Consider the following 19880-nt stretch of genomic DNA (forward strand, 5'->3'; position numbering starts at 1 on the left):
TCACCTACTTAATGCTAATATCTTAGATCTATATGCGGGGAAATATTCTGTATTCATATCTATATCCAATGCGCTATTTAATTCTTTATATATTTTTTCGTTCCATACCTTTTTCCCAACAAAAAACTCAAATTCTGTATTTTTACCAAATTGCTTTTTAAATAGATATAAACTATCATCCATACTATTGCTTCTTCCCCCACCATGATGAATTAATTCATAGCCGTTTTCTTTTCCCCATAAAGTAATTGCGTATCGTAAAATATACGCAGGTGACAAAAATAGAAATTCACTAAGTGTACCTGACAAGTGGATATGAATAGTTTTTCCATATGTGAAGTAAAAACCCATCGCAATTGTTTGTTCTCGATAAATAGCTTCAACTATAATTATATTGTTCCCTAATAATTCCAGGCATTGCTTAAAATAATTTTCATCAAAATAATAATAATCGGATGCATTATTACGGTCCATCGTAGAATAATATATTTTCATGAAAGAATTTACATCTTTTGGATTTTCAGTAACCTTATAACTAACTCCCTCTCTTAATGCCTTTCTAACATTTTTCTTACACGATTTAGAAAATTCGGATCGGGTCGGATCGTCATATTCTTTTAAATTAGTTCCTACAGTATTTCTTATATGAGATATGTCATAACATTTTTTAAAGTCATCAGCATTTTGAACTAAAGGATGAAAACGTACAAATTCACTTATGATATTGTTTTTTTTACAATGTTCCTTAAATGATTCTTCATATTTTTCAACAAGTTCGTCCTTATGCTCCTCAGAACATTTAGTAATAATTGGGCCACCATATCCATAGGGTGTAACAATATCATAATAAGTTTCATTGTCAATTTTCACAGGTATCTCACGTTTTATGAACATATTTCTTACAGTTCCGAGTGAGCAATTATATGAATATTCACAACATTCACCATTTTCAATTTTTTCATATACCTTTCCATAATTAGTATTAAAATATATATCCATTTCTAAATATCTCCTATTGGCTTAACTAATTGAACTCTTTCATCAATAAACCCATTATTTCTGTAAAATCTTAAAGCACCAGTATTAAATGCAGCTGCAGAAACATCTATTGCAGCATAGCCAGAATCTCTGGTATAACATTCTACGCTTTCAACCAAATCTTTACCTACGTTCTTACTTCTATATTCTTTTGAAACAATTAAAGAATTAATAAAAATCCTATGCTCATCATAAAAAACTCGTGGATAGCACCATATAAAACCGATAACCGTATCTTCATCTTTTGCTATAAACACTATTGCCTTATCTTCTTTTATAAATGTATAAATGCTATCTATCCTTTGATTAACATAATCAGGATTGACTTTTTTATCTGGGAAGCTTAACTGAACATTTTCATGCTGCAAATCTATTAATTTATTTTTCACTAAATTGAACTCTTCAATTCTTAGCCTATTAATTATAATTCCCATGGAAATTAGCCTCCTCTATATTCTGGAAAATAATCAGAGTTAAAACTGCCACTAATTTGAACTAATTTTTTGTAAACATCTTTTTGCCTTATTCTCTTTCCAACATAAAAAGGAAAACCATTACTCTTTGTAAATGAGAGTTTAAATTTCATTAAATCTGTTGATCTGGACGCCCCACCTAAATGTAGAAATTCCTTATTATTTTCTTTACCCCATTCAGCAACAGTATATAGAATTAAGCTATTACCATTCAAATTTGTCTTTTCATAATTATTCGCAGAGAAATGGTAATGTAAATTCTTTCCATTGTGTAGAAAAATACTTGAAGAAATAATCTCATCTTCATAAATTGCGTTTACAATAAAAATATTACCAGACAACTTTTCGAAATTTCGCTTTAAAAGGAATATATCGAATTGATAATATTCACTTATACTATTTTTTTGTATAGTGTTTTGATATAAACAATAAAAATTTTCGATAGTTTCGCCAGTATAATCGAATTGTATACTTACATTTGATTTAATAGCTTTTCTTATTAAGTTTCGTCTTTTCGACGAGATTTCATCTGTTAAAATATTGTCAACTAGTAAATTAACAGCTATTGTTTTTTTATTCTCACTCAATAGATAGTATTTTTGAAAATCTATATGATTTTCAAGCCACGGGGAAAAACGAACATACTCAGTTACAATATTATTTTCTATACAATACTTTGAAAAATCCTCTTCAAAGGATTTAATAAGTAAGTCCTTTGTATGGTTTGAACAATCCATTATACAAGGACCATTAAAACCATAAGGAGTAATAATATCATAATATTTTGTTTCCTCGATTGTATAAGGAACTACTCTTTTAACATAAGGATAAATAATTGTCCCATAATCATTTTCTAATTTGTAGTAACCTGGTTTACCACAATCTAAACCCGCATATAATTCTACCCACTTAGGATGATAATAAATATCAGGATAATTCATATCTCCTCCTCCTTTAAGTATTTTTTCAATAAACTTACAACTCGTTCCATATCATTTTCAAAGTATCGTTGATCACAAGGTATACATAAAATATTTTCATAAATATATTTACTTTTTGAATCAGATGTAATAACACAGAATTCCGATTTCGGCCAAATTATCGGTAAATATATATTATTTTGGGCCATATACTTTTGGAGATTCATTCTGTTTTTTATAAAGATCGGAAAAAATAAGGGTGTCACATTTTCATCACAAATATTTAATGGTATCACAATGTTTTTTTCATCTTTCAATTGTTGAAGTAAATAATAATAATTATTCTTTCTTCTAATCTTAATTTCGTGAATATCCGAGACTTGCAATAAATTCTTTGATAGATCTGACATTTCATATATACCTGTTTGATTATCTATTATTCTTTTTGCTTCTCCAAAGATTTTGTTATACTGTACTTTAATATTCGGATTTAATTTTTTTATATATTCACTTTTAAGCAACATCGCACTTTTCTGTTTCTTAATGTACTTTTCATTGATAAGAAGGGATGGCTTATTAATCTCAATACTAGTTGATTTTAAAAAACCACCGTCAGGAATCGCCAACCACTTTCTAATACTGCACACATAAAAGTTGGCAGTTTCATAATCCATATTTGATAAATACGATTGCGTTATATCTTCTAAAATATAAATACCATGATTCCGTAATGTTTTTAAATATTCTCTTATACCTATTAAAGTATCAAATCCAAAATATGCATGAACGAGAATTACACTTGGTTTAACTTCATTTATTAATTGTTTAAATTCGTCAATATCAACTTGAAAATGGAAATCTATATCGTAAAAACTTATTTCATAACCATGTTCTATAAATGGTTGAATTACCGTATGACAGGTATACATAGGAAGAATTGCAACTTTTCTACCAACATCTATATTATCAAGTGCAAGCCTAATAGCACTCCTTCCCGTGTCTAAAAAAACATGCTGGCGGGTATCATTATAGTTGTCGTATTCTACCCGTGGCATTCCCTCTATAGTATTTAAGTAAAAATTACTTCCGATTTCATTAAACATTTTTTGTCTCCTTATTTAACGATGCCCTTTCAACATCTAATGGTCTTATTGTATAATCTCCTAAATTAATTGTTTCTGAAGAAACAATATCATCACGTTTTATTACCTTTTTGAATGTTAATAGTATGATTATTACATCTAGACTGAAATTGCATTTGTCAACATACTCTAGATCTTTTTGAAACTTTTCCTCCCACCTAAGCAAATTCCTACCGCTTACTTGTGCTAATCCAGTTAGCCCAGGTCTTACATCATGTCTATGGGCTTCTTCAAATGTGTAATAAGGTAAATACCTTACTAACAAAGGTCTCGGTCCTACAATACTCATATCACCTTTTAAAATATTGAAAAGCCCGGGTAATTCATCAAGAGATGTAGATCTTAGGAAACGGCCGAACTTCGTTAACCTTACGCTATCAGGAAGCAACTCTCCATTTTCATCGCTCTCAACCGTCATAGTCCTAAACTTATACATTATAAAATTCTCTTCATTCAACCCCGGTCGTTTCTGCTTAAATAACACAGGGCTGCCTAACTTCGTTCTCACAAGTACAGCAACTACTAGTAATACCGGACTAAGAACAATAATAGCAATTAATGATAGTATGAAATCCATCGGTCTTTTTACAAACCTTCTATAGATACCACCTTTGGAATTCTTCATTATTCTAACCACAACCTTCTAATAGTCTTAACGACTCTTTCTAAGTCCTCATCCGTCATCTTCGTATCAGACGGCAAACAAACCCCATTCTCAAACAACTTTTCCGATATACCTTCACCGACAAAATCATACTTTTCAAAGAACGGTTGCAGATGCATTGGTTTCCAAACCGGTCTGGACTCGATGTTCTCAGCTTCCAATGCTTCAAATACATCAATAGGCCTTACCATACCAGACAGTGTTATCGAGCTTAACCAATAATTTGGTTCATCCCAACCATTACTCGGCATGAATTCAATGCCTTCAAGCCCACCAAGCTCTCTTTTATAGAACTCAAAAATGTAGTTCTTCTTGGCAACTCTTTGATCTAACACTTTAAGCTGCCCTCTACCAATCCCAGCAACAACATTACTCATACGGTAATTAAACCCTAATTCGCTATGTTGATAATGCCTTGCTTGATCTCTTGATTGAGTTGCCCAGAATCTAACCTTGGCAATTCGTTCTTCATTGTTAGAAACAAGCATCCCACCACCAGAAGTTGTGATAATCTTATTTCCATTAAATGAAAAGATGCCATAATCACCGAAAGTTCCAGTATGCTTACCTTTATAGTAAGTACCTAAAGACTCAGCAGCATCTTCTATAACCGATACATTATGTTTCTTACAAATATCCATAATCTTATCCATATCAGCTGATAAACCATATAGATGAACAACAATGACTGCTTTTACTTCCGGATACTTCTCAAATGCTTCTTCCAATGCTATAGGACTCATATTCCATGTTTCATAATCACTATCGATAAATACAGGAATAGCATTTTGATAGATGATGGGGTTTGCAGTAGCAGAGAATGTAAGTGTTGGACAGAATACAATATCCCCTTCTCCGACTCCTGCTGCTTTAAGAGCCAAATGGATAGCAGCCGTTCCAGAGGAAAGTGCTGCTGCGGATTTAGAACCAATCTTCTCAGCCAATTCTTTTTCAAATCCGTTTACGTTTTCACCAAGGGGTGCAATCCAGTTTGTATCAAATGCTTCCTTTACATATTGCATTTCATAACCCTCATCACTCATATGTGGGGAAGAGAGAAATATTCTATCTTTCACTATTGTAGACACCATAATTTGTACTTCCTCCCATTGTTAAGTAAACTTTTTAGTCGTTTAGGAGTTAGTTGGATCCTCAATTCAACTTTCCAACAAACTACTACACCACTAAATTGTACTTACTATTTGAATTGGGTACTTACTTAATATTATCTATCTATCCAAGTATCTGGACCAACGGTTTAATAGGAACTAAATAAATAAAAACGTTAGATTGACCGAAGGTCCTATTCCCTGATTAAAGAAATTAAATTTTCATCCTAACTCATTAACCTTTTCTGCCATATACTCTATCAACTGATCACGAATCTCCTTATTCTGCAAAGCAAACTCAATAGTAGTAGTAATAAACCCTAATTTCTCCCCAACATCATACCGCTTACCCTCAAAATCATAAGCAAACACTCTCTGTATCTGATTCAACTGCTGAATCGCATCTGTCAACTGAATCTCTCCACCTGCACCCTTCTCCTGTTTTTCTAATAGCATAAAAATCTCAGGAGTCAACACATACCTGCCCATAATCGCAAGATTAGAAGGCGCTGTACCCAATGCCGGCTTCTCAACAAAGTTCTCCACTGCATATCTTCTTCCGATTTGTTGACCGGAAGGTTCAACAATCCCATAACGATTCGTCTCATCATCCGGAACTGTCTGTACACCAATAACCGAAGCATGCGTTTCATCATATTGCTCAATCAACTGCTTCAAACCAGGGGTCTCACTCTTAACGATATCATCACCAAGCAAAACCGCAAACGGTTCATTACCAATGAACTTCCGAGCACACCAAACCGCATGTCCAAGTCCCTTAGGCTCTTTCTGACGAATATAATGAATATCAACATTCGAAGACTGACGTACCTTTTCCAAAATATCGTACTTCTCTTTCTGTATCAAATTATCTTCCAGTTCAAAGTTATTATCAAAATGATCCTCTATAGCCCGTTTACCCTTACCAGTAACAATAATAATATCCTCAATACCGGAAGCAATAGCCTCTTCGACAATATATTGAATCGTCGGCTTATCCACAATCGGCAACATCTCTTTCGGCATCGCCTTTGTAGCCGGTAAAAAGCGAGTACCTAATCCTGCCGCCGGAATAATCGCCTTACGAACCTTCTTATTCATAATTCATTCCTCCTCAAGACATAACTCCAAGCAAGACAACGTCTTGCAATCCCTCAAGTTTCAAACTAACATCTTCCTCATTCTCACCCTTAACTGCAAAATAAAACTTAATCTTAGGCTCAGTTCCAGAAGGACGTACACAAATCCAAGAACCATCCTCCAACCAATACTTCAAAACATCAGCCTTTGGCAAATCAATAACACTCTTCATCCCTGTAGCCAACCGAGTCGTTTCACCATTCAAATAATCCTCAACCTCAACAACCCGAACCCCATCAAACTCCGAAGGAATGTCCTCCCTAAAACTCCCAATAATCCGGCCAATCCGTTCCGCCCCATCTTTCCCCTCAAGCGTAACCGATCGGGTAACTTCCTTAAAATATCCAAACTCCTCAAAAAGTTCATTCAAAACATCATAAAGCGACTTACCCAACGCCTTATAATAACCAGCCGCCTCAGCAATAAACACTGCCGCCTGAATCGCATCCTTATCGCGCACAAAATCCCCAATCAAAAATCCATAACTCTCTTCAAATCCAAAAAGAAAACTCTTCTCCTTAGATTCCTTAAACTGCTGAATCTTCTCCGCAATAAACTTAAAACCCGTAAGGGTATCCAACGTCTCCACACCATAAGAACCAGCAATCTCCCTCGCCAATTCCGTCGTAACAATCGTCTTCATTACGACACCGTCAGGTGGCAAACTACCATCCATCTCTTTACGCTCGAGCAAATACTTAATCATCAAAGCACCAATCTGATTACCCGTCAGAAGAACATACTCCCCCCGTCCATCCTTCACAGCAACCCCTAAACGGTCCGCATCCGGATCAGTAGCTAACAATAAATCAGCATCATTCTTCTCACCATACTCAATCGCCAACTCAAACGCAGCCGTCTCTTCCGGATTAGGTGACTCAACAGTCGAGAAATTCCGATCCGGCACACACTGCTCCTCAACAAACGTCACATCCGTAAACCCAAACTTAGAAAACGCCTGCCTCGCCGGCTCCGTCCCAGTTCCATGAAGCGCCGTAAAAACAATCGCAAGATTGTCCTTCTCCGCACCCTCATCAAGTCGAATCGAACCCAACGCATTCAAATACGCCCGATCCACGTTCTCCCCAATATACGTAAGAAGTCCATCCGCCACCAATTGCTTTTCATCAGCAACTTCAACTAACAATTCCGACACAACCTGTTGCATACACTCAACAACAACATCCGCATCCTCAGGAGGCAACTGTGCACCATCCTCTCCATAAACCTTCAATCCATTATATTCCGAAGGATTATGGCTCGCCGTAATCATCACACCAGCAAAAGCATTCAAATATCGAACAGCAAAAGATAGTAATGGCGTAGGACGCAAGTCCTCATACAAATAAACCTGTATCCCATCACCGCCAACGACCTTCGCAACTTCCAACGCAAACTCCTTAGACATATGCCTCGAATCATAAGCAATGGCAATCCCGCGAACCATTGCCTCTTTTCCCTTTTCCTCTATGTATCGAGAAAGGCCGAATGCCACCTTCCTCACTGTATAAATATTTATACGATTTGTCCCCGGCCCGATGATCCCACGCATTCCACCAGTACCGAATTCCAAATCTTTATAAAAGCAATCTTCCATAAGTTTTTCATTTGAAAGATTGCTATTCAATTCAATTTTTAACGGATCACCTTCAGGCAGATGTTTTAGCCATTGATCCAGCTTTTGTTTCCATTGCATGTTAGTAAATCCTTTCTATCCACCGTGGAGCCATGTACAGCCACCACTGGTTTTTATCAGATTAGAGCATCGAAGATGCCACCAAAGCACCGTGGATACCAGGTGCTGCCACAATTCGAAGTTTGTAAATTGTGTCAGTACCTGGTACCACTTGGGGCTACTTCATATCCTGGTTTATTCAACAATCTAAACATATTCGTTTTATACTGCTCCACACCCGGCTGATCAAACGGATTGACGCCAAATAGATAAGCACTCATCGCACAAGCTTTTTCAAAGAAATAAACAATATAGCCAAATGTGTATGCATCCATAGACGGTATTTCAAAAACAAGTCCTGGTACTTCTCCATCCGCATGGGCCTCAAGTGCACCTTCAAACGCCTTGCTGTTAACTTCATCTACCGTTTTTTCTGCGAGGTAGTTCAATCCATCAATATTTTCTTCATCTTTTTCAATTACGATATCATCAAGCGAATTCTTCACTTTAACGATTGTTTCAAAAAGATTACGTTGTCCTTCCTGGATATACTGACCGAATGAATGCAAATCAGTTGTAAAGTTCGCGGACGCCGGGAAAATCCCTCTCCGATCCTTCCCTTCACTCTCACCGAAAAGCTGTTTCCACCATTCAGCCAAATAATGCATACCCGGTTCATACGTGACGAACATTTCAATCGCCATACCCTTTTGGAAAAGGATATTACGAATAACAGCATATTGATACGCTGAGTTTTCATCAAGAACTGGATTATCCAGTTCCCGTTGCGCTCGTAATGCACCTGCCATGATTTCATTGATACTAATGCCACTCACCGCAATCGGCAATAGCCCCACTGCTGTCAATACAGAATAACGCCCGCCGATATTATCAGGAATAACGAACGTGTCGTACCCTTCCCTGTCAGCTAACTGTTTCAATGCGCCTTTTTCTTTATCCGTTGTAGCGAAGATACGTTTCCTTGATTCTTCCTTGCCATATTTCTCTTCCAATAGTTTACGGAAGATACGAAAAGCAATAGCCGGCTCCGTCGTTGTTCCAGATTTCGATATGACATTAATTGAGAAGTCCTTACCTTCAAGTAGGTCCATAACATGTGTCATATAAGTTGAGCTGAGATTATGTCCGACAAAAACAATCTGCGGATTGCGTCTCTTCTCTTTTGGCAACATATTATAGAAGCTATGGTTCAACATTTCGATTGCCGCCCTTGCTCCTAAGTAAGAACCGCCAATTCCAATCACTACAAGTATATCACTGTTTTCTCGTATTCTATTTGCTGTTTTCTGGATATTTTCGAATTCTTCCCTGTCATACATCTCAGGCAAGTCAATCCACCCTAAATAATTGCTGTGTTCGCTTGCTTCACTATGCATCTGGTTATGAATGGACTGAACAGAATGCTCTAAAAAAGATACCTTATAATGTCCAAAATGCTCAATTGCCTTCGAATAATCAAATGTAATATGCGCCAACACTTCACCTCCAAAAGAAATTAGTCTTACTATACTGTCATTCTGATAGCTGACTCAATATCTTCCTGCACAAACTTCCGATTCGCTAAACCGACTAAGGTTGTTCTTAGCTCCTCGGTATCCATATCTAAAAGCCTGTCCAACACATATTGCTGTTCCATCTCTGAAATCGGCGTAGCCTTCCCAACATAAATCTTCGGAAACACATACTCACTCTGCCGCTCATTCTCATTCAACAGCTCTTCAAACAACTTCTCCCCAGGCCTAATACCACTAAACTCTATCTTAATATCACTTTCATTATATCCCGATAGCTTAATAAGGTTTTTCGCCAAATCCACAATCCTCACAGGCTCACCCATATCCAGCACAAACACTTCCCCACCACGAGCAAGCGTCCCTGCCTGAATAACAAGCCGCGATGCTTCCGGAATCGTCATAAAATACCGTGTCATTTCAGGATCCGTCACAGTAACAGGACCACCAACCGCAATCTGCTTCTTAAACAACGGCACAACACTGCCACGGGACCCAAGTACATTTCCAAACCGAACTGCCGCAAATTTGGTCTCACTGTTTTTCGCAAGGTTCTGCACAATCATCTCCGCAAAACGCTTCGTCGCACCCATCACATTCGGAGGATTTACCGCTTTATCCGTAGATACCAATACAAAATGTGGAATTCCAAACATATCCGCCGCTTCCGCAACATTCTTCGTACCGAAAATATTATTCTTTACAGCTTCCATCGGATTCGCTTCCATTAACGGTACATGCTTATGCGCTGCCGCATGGTAAATCACATCTGGTTGATGCTCAGACACGATATCAAAAATCCGTTGTCGGTCTTGTACATCTGCAATAACCGGAACAAGTTCAGTTTCAGGTGAAACCTTTTCCCTCAGTTCACGTTCTATTAAGTAGATCGAGTTTTCACCATGCCCTAATAAAATGAGCTTCTTCGGTGTAAACCGATTCACTTGACGACAAATTTCCGATCCAATCGAGCCGCCAGCTCCTGTGATCATGATCGTTTTGCCCGTCAACTTGCTTGCAATTGCTTCCATATCCAGCTCAACTTCATCTCGCCCTAACAAATCCTCAATCTTGACGTCCTGCATATCGCTGACAGAGACCTTTCCCGTCATAATGTCTTCAATGCGAGGAATCTTTTGTGTCTTTATTCCCGTATCTACACAACGTTTCAAGAGCTCCGTCTGTTCTTGCTTGTCCATCGATGGTATTGCGATAATGATTTTTTCAATATCATTGTCTTCCGCGATTGCCGGTATATGTTTCGTCCCGCCTAAAACTTTGACACCGAATATTTCAAGCCCTTGTTTCTTCCGATCGTCATCAACGAAAAGAACAGGTGTCATTCCGCATTCTGGATTTTGGAGAATTTGACGTACAATCATGCTCCCTGCTTGTCCAGCCCCGACAATCATCGTCCGCTTTGCTTCTACATCCTGTTTCCGGTTAACCGTGTCCCTATACAACCGCCACGAGAGTCTCGATCCGCCAATTAACAAGATATGGAGCATCCAAGTGATCCCCAATGCTCTGAAGTAAATGTCTTGGGCAACAAGTAATTGAACCGCAGCGACAACAACGATAGCCCATGTAACCGCCTTGAAAATCGATTTCAACTCACCAATTGAAGCGTACGTCCAAGCCTTTCGATACAAACCGAAAAACCAAGCAAATAAGTGATGGGCAATTTGAATTGTAATGACGCTGACTAACAAAACCTTATTCGTAAAAAGATTGAAAGTCGGATTTAGTATAAAATACCCTATGAAAATCGAAAAAAGAACTATAAAAGAATCCACTAAAAATAACATCGTCAACCTATTTCTAACAGAAATGCGACTCACGCCCTTCTTTTTTAAATCTCGTATACTATTATTACTATATAATAGTTACTATTATACCAACCGCATGTGTATATGTCACTATTATTTTCTATTAATTTTCTAATAATTTGATATATTAAAATAATGAATTACCTTCAAAAGGACATTGAAAAATAATTTAGACCTTCAATCCTATTTTCCACCAGCTCTTTTTTCTTACATTCCCCATTTCCAACTGAATTAACGGTTGATCAGAGAGAATTCTTGAATTATTCTCAAGAAGAACATCAATGATTTGATCAAACTTCCTTTTTTCCAAGAGATCAATACCTTTGGCGAATTCAAGGGGTCTCGTCTCCATCTTATGCACATCAGAGCCATAGGCATGGATACAGTTTGCTTCGATGAGACGCAGCGACAAATCCTGAATCCCTTTGCCGAAATGTCCTGAAACACTCCCTGCGGTAATTTGTGCATACGCCCCATGTCGGATGAGCCTTTGAAGTCTTTCGGGCTTCTCCGCAATCGCACGATTACGTTCAGGATGGGCAATGATTGGTATAATATCGATTTCGATTAATTGTTCAATGACTTTTACTGTATATGAGGGAACTGTCTGGGACGGTAATTCAAGCAGCATGTATCGAGAATCCGCAAGCGTCAATAACTCACCAGCTTTATAGTTCTCGATAATCGAATCATGTATCCGGACTTCATGTCCGAGATGGAGTTGCAATGGAATACTTTCACGTTTAATGTATTCCTTTAGCTCCACGACTTGTTTGGATACTTCCGTTGCTTTCACGTGGAAATGGGGATTATGCACATGGGGCGTTGCAATCAAATCTGTAATGCCTTCGTTGACTGCGCTATATATAATTTTTATAGTCCCTTCCATTGAGTCAGGACCGTCATCTAAACTATGCAAAACATGGGAGTGCATATCTATCACTGGAAATCGACCTCCAATATGGAAAAAAGAGTAGAAGGAACTACTGTCCTTTACTCTTCCGTTCCATAATAGTTGTAGTAATAATGATCCTTCGTAAGGGTGAAGTTGTTTAACACGACTCCAAGAATAGTTGTTTTCGTCAACGCCAATGCTTCTTTTGCTTTGACGATATTTTCTTTTTCAGTAGAGCCCGCGCTAACAACAAGTACTACTCCATCGCATTTCTGCCCTAAGATTTGACCATCTGTCACGGATAGAAGAGGTGGAGCATCAAAGATGACAAGATCATAATGCTCCTTTAGCATCTCTATTACATTATCCATTGATTTCGACCCTAAGAGCTCGGCAGGATTCGGTGGAATCGAACCGCATACAAGTACATCAAGACCTTCCACTTCACTCTTCTTAACAGCGACTTGAAGAGTCGTATTTTTCGCAAGCAAATTCGTTAGTCCTACATTATTTATTAGATTAAATGTATAGTGAACAGTCGGCTTCCGTAAATCCGCATCAACCAACAGTACTTTCTTACCGTTTTGGGCATATACGACTGCAATGTTCGCAGCGATTGTCGATTTCCCTTCACTTGGCGCAGCAGAAGTGACAAGCAGTGTTTCAAGCTCTTTATCAGGCATCGAAAAGTCAATACCTGTACGGATCGTCCTGAACTGTTCGGAATTGACCGATCTTGGGTCATTATGTGCAATTAGAGTTCTTGCAGCTTTTTGAAGGACTTTCTTTTTGCGTTTAATTAACATGGGCCTTCTCCTTCTTTCTAGCTGCAACAGGTTTTGTAGCGTTATTTTGCATTAATTCATTCGGAAACTTACTCACGATACCTAAAATTGGTAGACCGACTAATTCTTCGATGTCCTGTTCAGATTTAACTGTTGTATCAAGATATTCTAATAGGAATGCAATCCCTACACCAAGCATCAAACCGACAACTGCCGCGATTGCAATGTTCAATAGCTTCTGCGGTTTTACTGGAGACGGAAAATCCACATTGACAGCTGGTGAAAGGATGTTAACGTTATCGACATTCATCAAATTTTGGATTTCTTCTTGAAAAACTTCTGCTGTCGTATTTGCAATGTCAACCGCTCTGAAATGCTCTGTATCTTGAACAGTCAAGTTAACTACTTGCGAGTTCTGTGCACTACTTACGGTTAATTGAGTTTTAAGCTGTGCAGGTGTAATGTCAAGATCCAAATTCTCAATTACTTTTGATAGAATTGCAGGACTTGTGATGATGACATTGTATGTGTTGATGAGCTGAAGGTTCATTTGAATTTCTTGGGTGTTGAACTGGTTGGATTGCTCATTTTTTTGATTGACCAAGATTTGTGTCGATGCCTGGTAGATTGGCGTAATGAAATAATAGCTTGCGACTGCCGCTATACCCATGGCGATAATTGTTAGAGAGATGATCAAAACGATTCTTTTCTTTAATGTTCTGAACAAATCTTGTAGGCTGATTGTCTCTTCCATGAAGGTCGGTCTCCTTTTTAGTAGGTTAGTGTAGGAATCATAGACCGTTGCCTTTCGCTCCAGGCGGACGCTTTCCGCGGGCATGGCTTCAGCCTCCTCACTCCGCTACGCTTCGTTGCGGGGTCTTCAGCTCATGCTATTCCCGCAGGAAAAGCCGTAACGAGGAACGGCTTTTGCGAACAAAAGCGAAGCGTTGAGAGCATATCTTCGCACTTCGCCGCCTTCCACTACAGGCAACTATCGTTTTAGTAATGTAATATATCTACTATCTACCTACCGCTTTTTTCATTAAGCTTTCTTTACGAATTTTCTTTTGTGCGTTGTATTCATCTTGGAAGCTTTTTGCGTATGATTTGTCGTAACCATTTTTCTCAAGGTCTTTCTCGATAGCTTTCAGGACGCCATTGAAGACGCTGTCTGTTCTTCCCTCGAGTTCCGCCGCTGCACTTGTGTATTTATTGTAAAAATAGCCATAGTCTACTTTCTCGCCATTTTCCTTTTTAGTTAAATACTCATTTTTCGCTCTGCCAATCAATGCGTTCAATTTGCTTTCCGCTTGTCCTTCGAGTGCTGCGAAAGCAGGGCTATATTTTTCTTTAATAGATGCCACTGTCACTTTTGAACCTGTGTTCCCTGGTCCCGCTGTAGAAGTGTTAGTCGTTGGTTTGGACGTTGGTTTGGATGTAGATCCTGTATTAGAGCTACTGTTAGTAGAACCGGATGGTGTTTTGGATGATTGCCCTTTCCCGCTTACAGGAATGGAACCCTCATCATCGTCTGATTCATCTGTCGAATCAGATGACGCTTGTCCATCTTCTTTATCGGATTCTTTATCGGATACTTTTTCGATAATGTCTTCTCCGCTGTCATCCAAGGTGATGATTGTACCATCGGGCAATTCGATTTCGAACGGATCTTCTATGATTTCAGAAACCGACTCATCCGCAACATCGTATTCTTTAAATTTCATTATGTATAAAAGATAGCCTCCCACACCAAGTGCAATGACTAAGAGTGCAGACAATGAGATAATCAGCTTTTTTTTCATAATTTACTCCTTTTCGTAAAATCCATGTATCTATAAGTCTACCACGAATGAAAAAGGAAGTGAACTGGAATTTTGATTTATATAGTCGAATGTAGTAGGGTGATAGATTCCCATGTGATTATAGTCCCTAAAACGCAAAAAAATCCGTGAAGAAGGGATCTTCACAGATTTTTTGCCGCACCATCAACCAAGGCCATTAAGATTCTATAGTGTAAAAGGAAAAACTCTACATAGACAGTGTACCATAATTTTCTGCAATCTCAAAGACTATTTTTCTATTACTTTATTGCCATTGTGCGATGTAAGAACACCGAGAAGTCAGCTCTGCTGATGTTTTGCGCAGGTCCGTACTTCCCTCCGCCAATCCCTTGGGTAATATTGTTATATGCCAAAGAATTGATCGCGTCTTTTGCAAAGCTGCCATTGCTGTCAGTAAAGTGATTCTTGTCGCTAAGCGGAAGCTTGAATCCTCGTTGAAGGATTGCAGCCATCTCAGCACGAGTCAGTTTACCGTTCGGGTCGAATTTCTTGCCTTTTTCCTTCCCTTGGATGATTCCATAATTCGCGACTGCCGCCACTTCTTTATAGAACGTCATTGTCGGCGCCATATCTTCGAAGCCTGGGTCCGTTACATTATCAAGTGGCAGTTTAAGTGCTCTTGCCAAGAGGATTGCCGCTTGCTGTCTTGTCAATTCCTCGTAAGGACCGAATCTACCGTCAGCGAAACCTGCAATGACGCCGTCATTGACAAGTGCTGTAATTTCACCTTCCGCACGGAATGTAAGTCCTGTGTCTTTAAAGAGGGCTTCTTTATAGCTGTTTGCAAAGACTGATTTTAGGTCATCGATTCGGATGCTGCCCTTCGTTTTCAGGCTGTCCGTCGGTTGTGCGATATAGATTTGCTTGAGTGATAGATTTCCAGTTGCACCAGCAGGGATAGCAGCCGTTACATAGTTCCAGCCGAGCCATTTCAAGCCGTTCTCAGGCGTAAAGTCAACAACGTACTCTTTGCCTTGGCCATCTTGAATACGTCCGCGTAGCCATGTGTTTCCAGCATCCCCGTATACACGTGCGGAAATCTTAACTGGAGTGCCTGCGAGACTTACTGGGTTTGTTGCATCAAGATACGCAGCAGAAGTGCCTGAAGTTCCAGTGAAATCATATGTGAGTTTCAATGAGCCATTGCCTTCAAAGGCAGGCTCTTTATCGCTATTCATTGAAAGTGTTGCTTTACCGTTCGTCGCTGTGGCTGTCCAGTTATCCAGGGATTCCATTTTATCCACGCTGGAGTAGTCACCTGTAATTGTTACTGGGATGGAGACTGTTTTGCCTCCAAGGGTTGCCGTTACAACGCCTGTCCCTTCTTTCGAAGCTGCTGTGAAGACGCCTGCTGCAGTGATTGTTCCAATAGATGCTGGAGCACTCCATTTGACGAGTGCAGGGTCAAAGATGACTTCCCTGTTTTTAGCGTCGAATGCTTTAACAGTTAATGTTGTCGAGCCATTTTTTCTAACCTCGAATGATGGGCTTGACGGTTGGACAGTATGGATTGATTCGACGACTTCAAATGGGATGCTTGCTGTTGCACCACTGTACTGTGCAGTGATTGCGCCAGCGCCTGCTTTTTGTGCTGTGAATTCAAGGCCATTTACCGTTATTAAGCCTTGCGGTGAGCTTAATTTCACATCTGCTTTATTGAATGTGACTGGGTTGTAAAAGTTGTCCATCACGTAATCTACCAAAACTGAACCTTTCGTCCCTTTTAGATAGACTCCAGGTTTCGATAGATGAGCACCTACAGTTGTTGGTGTTCCTGCTGGAGCTTTTGATACTGCAAAAAGCGCAGTGGAGACAGAGCGCTCTCTGCCGTCGGATGGTTTATTGAACAAGGAAACGTTAAAGTCGCCTGGTTTACGGACAGCCATCGTTGTGGAACCACCGCCGTCAAGGTTAAGCGCTTGGTATGCGCCGATTGACACAAGGTATTCAGCAAATTCCTTCATGTTTTGCCCACGACTATAGCCTGATTGTCTTCCGTCCACTGTTACCATGAACACTTTTGTTCCTGTTTTATCAATTGCAATCGCCGTACGAGGTGCACGTTCTGTTGCACGGTCACTGTTCGGATCGATTCCAAGGTTCACTTTGCCCTCTTTGACAAGTTCCGGACCGGACGTAAGCATGAATGATGCGCCCTTCCATTTTTCATCGATATTAGCAGTGATGGAGATTGTTTCACCGATTCCAATGTCTTTGATGAGCTGCATTGCTTCCCCATGTGCAGACAGGACGAAACCGTCCTTCGGGATAGTGGAAGCTGTCGGGTTGTTACGTTCTCTAATTTTCATTACTTTACCTGTTACGGTTTCTCCGAAGTTCAGGGCTGTTCCGCCTGTGACTCCTTCAAGGACAAGTTCGATACCTAACGCGTTTGTTTCAGTAGTCGGCTTCGGGTAAAGCGGTGTGTAAAGGATCAAGTTGTCATTTGAACGGTGCTTGTCCGTTGAAGTGATTGGGTAATCTTGTCCATTATGATTGAATGATAGACTTAGGTTATACGAATCTATCTTCCCTTTACCAGTGCTGTCGATCCCAAACGCAATCGGCTGGTTGACGTATTGGTCTCTTCCAGATGCGATGATTCCAGCATTCATAAGTCTGTCGCGGTAGGCGATGAGATACATCGGCAAATAGCCTTGGTCTGATCCCCAGAAGAATGAGCCGTTGACGGCGCCAGCTACTTGTTGGCCCAATGCTGTGTAGGCATTAGCTTGGCTCGTAGTAGTTGTCAGCTTATTGAGCGGCGTCGGGTAACTGACGTCGACTGTTGTGAATGGATCATTCAGGTCAACGATTAACTGGCGAAATGCTTGTGCGTCATTGTTTATCGTTGTGTTCGTATATTCATAGTGGACACCTTGTGAGATTTTTGTGGATTCTGTTATAGGTGCCGCAGTAGTATTTGATGTTTCTGCAAATGCTAAGTTTGGTATTAATAGAAAGATCACAAGGAGTAGGGTGCTGAGTTTCGACAGTTGTTTACGTTTATGCAATGATTCATTCCCCTTTGTTAGTTGATGTATGTTCATTATAATCTCTAATTCTTTTATTTGTATAGTAATGGGAGTTTTTCGTTCTAATAGACTATTAAAAAAGAAAGCCCGAAAGGGCTGTTATGCGTGAATGGATGGATTTATGCGTGATTTGTGGTATTTATAAGCTTTTGAGGGGATTTATGAGTGCGTGGAGTTTTTTATGCGTTTTAAAAAAATTCTTTGAGTCGCGGGAATGCACTCCTACAATATATTTACCGGTCGCGCGAAATGCTTTTGACAAATTCGGGGTTTATTAAACAAAAAACAGCCCCTTCCCAAGTTTAAACTCGGAAAGGGGCTGTTCTATTTATTATTTATTGTAAACGCGTATTTTTCTTTGAAGTATAAGCCAAGAAGACAGCTGTCAGGATGTAGAAGTACATCGTGAACGTCTTGTCCTCCCAGATATTGTAGATGAATCCACACCAGTAGACACTGATCAACAATGCAAGCATTGGTATAGCCTTATCCGACTGCTTCCGTCTCTTCCAGAATACGACTAACATGCCTAACAGGAAGACCGCGAATAACAATACGCCTACAACTCCATTTTGTGTGATGACCTGGATGTATTGGTTGTCCGAATAGATATTGAAACGGACATCGTATTGGCTATAGTATGGCGACGAGTACACTTTTGAAGCGGAGTCGCCGAACGTACCGAAGCCTGTTCCAAGGACCGGATAGTCTTTAAAAATCTCGAGGCCTTTGTAGACAATGAACAAGCGGCCAGTCGTCTTACTCTTCTCGAATGTGTCTGACTGGAAAGTTTCCTTGATGCGCGTTGTCTCAATCGCAAAAGTTTGCTCGGTTTCAGGTGCACCTGTCCGTACAATTTCACCGATTTCGGTGTTCGAACTGATCCATTGTGCAGCCTTTGTCACCGGTACTGTAATAAGCGCGAAGCCCAATGCAGCGGCAAGCCCTGCTTTCAGGACGAACTTCCAATTCCTTGTGAACAGGAAGTAGATGACGATTCCAATGATGAAGGCAATCCATGTCCCACGGCTATACGTGAGAATCCATGTACCTGCAAGTATGACAAGAAGGATATTAAGAGCCCATTGAAGCTTCGTCTTTGGAAGCAAAGTTTTCAGGTAGTAAATAAGAATGCCTGAAATTGTTAAATAGACGGCAAACACATTCGGATTGTTCACGAGTCCGTAAATACGGCTTGCGTTATTTTTTGAAAGCTGGCGATTCACCCATTGATCTGGCATTAATAGCGATCGAGCTGATAGCTTTTCGACAAGTCCTTGGATGATAAGGACTACCGTGACGAATAAAGTGACGGCAAGGAAATTCATTATATCCCGTTTCGTAATGTCCAATCGTTTAACAATATATAATAGAAGGAACATGATTACGAATGCACGGATTTGGAAAATGATTGCTGACAGGACGACGCCTGAAAGGAATGCAGAAACAGTTCCCATTAAGATAAATGCAATAAATGCCCATTCGAATAATTCGAAACGGAAAATCGACTTCCAATCCTTACGTGAATCCCAAAGTACACGGATAAAGGCGAAGACGATGATTAGATCACCAACAAGTTTTAATCCCGGGCTTAATTCGATCAGGAATGAGCGAAGCGGGAAGTAGATAAGCAAAAATAAAATGGCCTGTTTCGGCCTGAACAATGCAGCGATTGCAAGAACGAGTGAAATGCCATAGGCAATCATAGTATTCGGAATGACGAGCGCCACGGCAATGAGTAGTACTCCAATAATTGGCACAGCCATTTCTCTAAGGTTAAGATTCATGGAATGACCCTTTCT

At 39.6% G+C, this 19880-nt stretch carries 16 protein-coding genes; all 16 read right to left on the reverse strand.

The genetic code is table 11. The features are described 5' to 3' along the window. Positions 1–999 carry a GNAT family N-acetyltransferase gene (locus tag P5G49_RS00365; RefSeq protein ID WP_301241442.1) on the reverse strand — a complete coding sequence of 333 codons (999 nt, stop codon included), beginning with the start codon at positions 997–999 and terminating at the stop codon, positions 1–3. A gap of 2 nt (positions 1000–1001) precedes the next feature. Continuing rightward, positions 1002–1472, reverse strand: coding sequence for a GNAT family N-acetyltransferase (locus tag P5G49_RS00370; protein WP_301241444.1), 471 nt, complete (start codon positions 1470–1472; stop codon positions 1002–1004). A 5-nt stretch (positions 1473–1477) separates the two neighbouring features. Beyond that, the gene (locus P5G49_RS00375; protein WP_301241447.1) at positions 1478–2452 is read right to left on the reverse strand and encodes a GNAT family N-acetyltransferase; all 975 of its coding nucleotides are present in this window, start codon (positions 2450–2452) and stop codon (positions 1478–1480) included. Further along, positions 2449–3534 (reverse strand): DegT/DnrJ/EryC1/StrS family aminotransferase, encoded by a 1086-nt coding sequence (locus tag P5G49_RS00380; RefSeq protein WP_301241449.1) that lies wholly within the window; start codon positions 3532–3534, stop codon positions 2449–2451. Before P5G49_RS00380 ends, P5G49_RS00375 begins: the two co-directional genes overlap by 4 nt. After that, entirely contained in the window at positions 3527–4198 is a 672-nt protein-coding gene (locus P5G49_RS00385; RefSeq protein ID WP_301241452.1) for a sugar transferase, read from the reverse strand. Before P5G49_RS00385 ends, P5G49_RS00380 begins: the two co-directional genes overlap by 8 nt. After that, entirely contained in the window at positions 4198–5313 is a 1116-nt protein-coding gene (locus P5G49_RS00390) for a DegT/DnrJ/EryC1/StrS family aminotransferase (RefSeq protein WP_301241850.1), read from the reverse strand. Before P5G49_RS00390 ends, P5G49_RS00385 begins: the two co-directional genes overlap by 1 nt. A 255-nt stretch (positions 5314–5568) precedes the next feature. Continuing rightward, entirely contained in the window at positions 5569–6447 is an 879-nt protein-coding gene (gene galU / locus P5G49_RS00395; protein WP_301241454.1) for a UTP--glucose-1-phosphate uridylyltransferase GalU, read from the reverse strand. Between the two features lie 13 nt (positions 6448–6460). Further along, the gene (locus tag P5G49_RS00400; RefSeq protein WP_301241455.1) at positions 6461–8182 is read right to left on the reverse strand and encodes a phospho-sugar mutase; all 1722 of its coding nucleotides are present in this window, start codon (positions 8180–8182) and stop codon (positions 6461–6463) included. A 134-nt stretch (positions 8183–8316) separates the two neighbouring features. After that, positions 8317–9657 carry a glucose-6-phosphate isomerase gene (locus tag P5G49_RS00405; protein ID WP_435877163.1) on the reverse strand — a complete coding sequence of 447 codons (1341 nt, stop codon included), beginning with the start codon at positions 9655–9657 and terminating at the stop codon, positions 8317–8319. Between the two features lie 29 nt (positions 9658–9686). Next, the gene (locus tag P5G49_RS00410; protein ID WP_301241851.1) at positions 9687–11525 is read right to left on the reverse strand and encodes a polysaccharide biosynthesis protein; all 1839 of its coding nucleotides are present in this window, start codon (positions 11523–11525) and stop codon (positions 9687–9689) included. Positions 11526–11691: 166 nt separating this feature from the next. Then, positions 11692–12456, reverse strand: a complete 765-nt coding sequence (locus P5G49_RS00415) for a tyrosine-protein phosphatase (RefSeq protein ID WP_301241852.1) — start codon at positions 12454–12456, stop codon at positions 11692–11694. 59 nt (positions 12457–12515) lie between these two features. Continuing rightward, the gene (locus P5G49_RS00420; protein WP_301241458.1) at positions 12516–13223 is read right to left on the reverse strand and encodes a CpsD/CapB family tyrosine-protein kinase; all 708 of its coding nucleotides are present in this window, start codon (positions 13221–13223) and stop codon (positions 12516–12518) included. Next, positions 13213–13956, reverse strand: a complete 744-nt coding sequence (locus P5G49_RS00425) for a YveK family protein (RefSeq protein ID WP_301241853.1) — start codon at positions 13954–13956, stop codon at positions 13213–13215. Before P5G49_RS00425 ends, P5G49_RS00420 begins: the two co-directional genes overlap by 11 nt. 265 nt (positions 13957–14221) lie before the next feature. Then, entirely contained in the window at positions 14222–15004 is a 783-nt protein-coding gene (locus tag P5G49_RS00430) for a hypothetical protein (RefSeq protein ID WP_301241459.1), read from the reverse strand. Positions 15005–15282: 278 nt separating this feature from the next. Further along, positions 15283–18057: a phosphodiester glycosidase family protein gene (locus P5G49_RS00435; protein WP_301241461.1), complete on the reverse strand. Its 2775-nt coding sequence runs from the start codon at positions 18055–18057 to the stop codon at positions 15283–15285. Positions 18058–18413: 356 nt separating this feature from the next. Continuing rightward, positions 18414–19865: an O-antigen ligase family protein gene (locus P5G49_RS00440; protein ID WP_301241462.1), complete on the reverse strand. Its 1452-nt coding sequence runs from the start codon at positions 19863–19865 to the stop codon at positions 18414–18416. Between the last annotated feature and the right edge of the window lie 15 nt (positions 19866–19880).

It is taken from the genome of Sporosarcina highlanderae (assembly GCF_030433715.1).
GTDB lineage: Bacteria > Bacillota > Bacilli > Bacillales_A > Planococcaceae > Sporosarcina > Sporosarcina highlanderae.

Bases quoted from the DNA above. Each gene is read 5' to 3' on its own strand.
- P5G49_RS00425 (WP_301241853.1), bottom strand. From the start codon at position 13,956: ATGGAAGAGACAATCAGCCTACAAGATTTGTTCAGAACATTAAAGAAA.
- P5G49_RS00420 (WP_301241458.1), bottom strand. From the start codon at position 13,223: ATGTTAATTAAACGCAAAAAGAAAGTCCTTCAAAAAGCTGCAAGAACT.
- P5G49_RS00385 (WP_301241452.1), bottom strand. From the start codon at position 4,198: ATGAAGAATTCCAAAGGTGGTATCTATAGAAGGTTTGTAAAAAGACCG.
- P5G49_RS00365 (WP_301241442.1), bottom strand. From the start codon at position 999: ATGGATATATATTTTAATACTAATTATGGAAAGGTATATGAAAAAATT.
- P5G49_RS00380 (WP_301241449.1), bottom strand. From the start codon at position 3,534: ATGTTTAATGAAATCGGAAGTAATTTTTACTTAAATACTATAGAGGGA.
- P5G49_RS00440 (WP_301241462.1), bottom strand. From the start codon at position 19,865: ATGAATCTTAACCTTAGAGAAATGGCTGTGCCAATTATTGGAGTACTA.
- galU (WP_301241454.1), bottom strand. From the start codon at position 6,447: ATGAATAAGAAGGTTCGTAAGGCGATTATTCCGGCGGCAGGATTAGGT.
- P5G49_RS00415 (WP_301241852.1), bottom strand. From the start codon at position 12,456: ATGCACTCCCATGTTTTGCATAGTTTAGATGACGGTCCTGACTCAATG.
- P5G49_RS00370 (WP_301241444.1), bottom strand. From the start codon at position 1,472: ATGGGAATTATAATTAATAGGCTAAGAATTGAAGAGTTCAATTTAGTG.
- P5G49_RS00375 (WP_301241447.1), bottom strand. From the start codon at position 2,452: ATGAATTATCCTGATATTTATTATCATCCTAAGTGGGTAGAATTATAT.
- P5G49_RS00430 (WP_301241459.1), bottom strand. From the start codon at position 15,004: ATGAAAAAAAAGCTGATTATCTCATTGTCTGCACTCTTAGTCATTGCA.
- P5G49_RS00400 (WP_301241455.1), bottom strand. From the start codon at position 8,182: ATGCAATGGAAACAAAAGCTGGATCAATGGCTAAAACATCTGCCTGAA.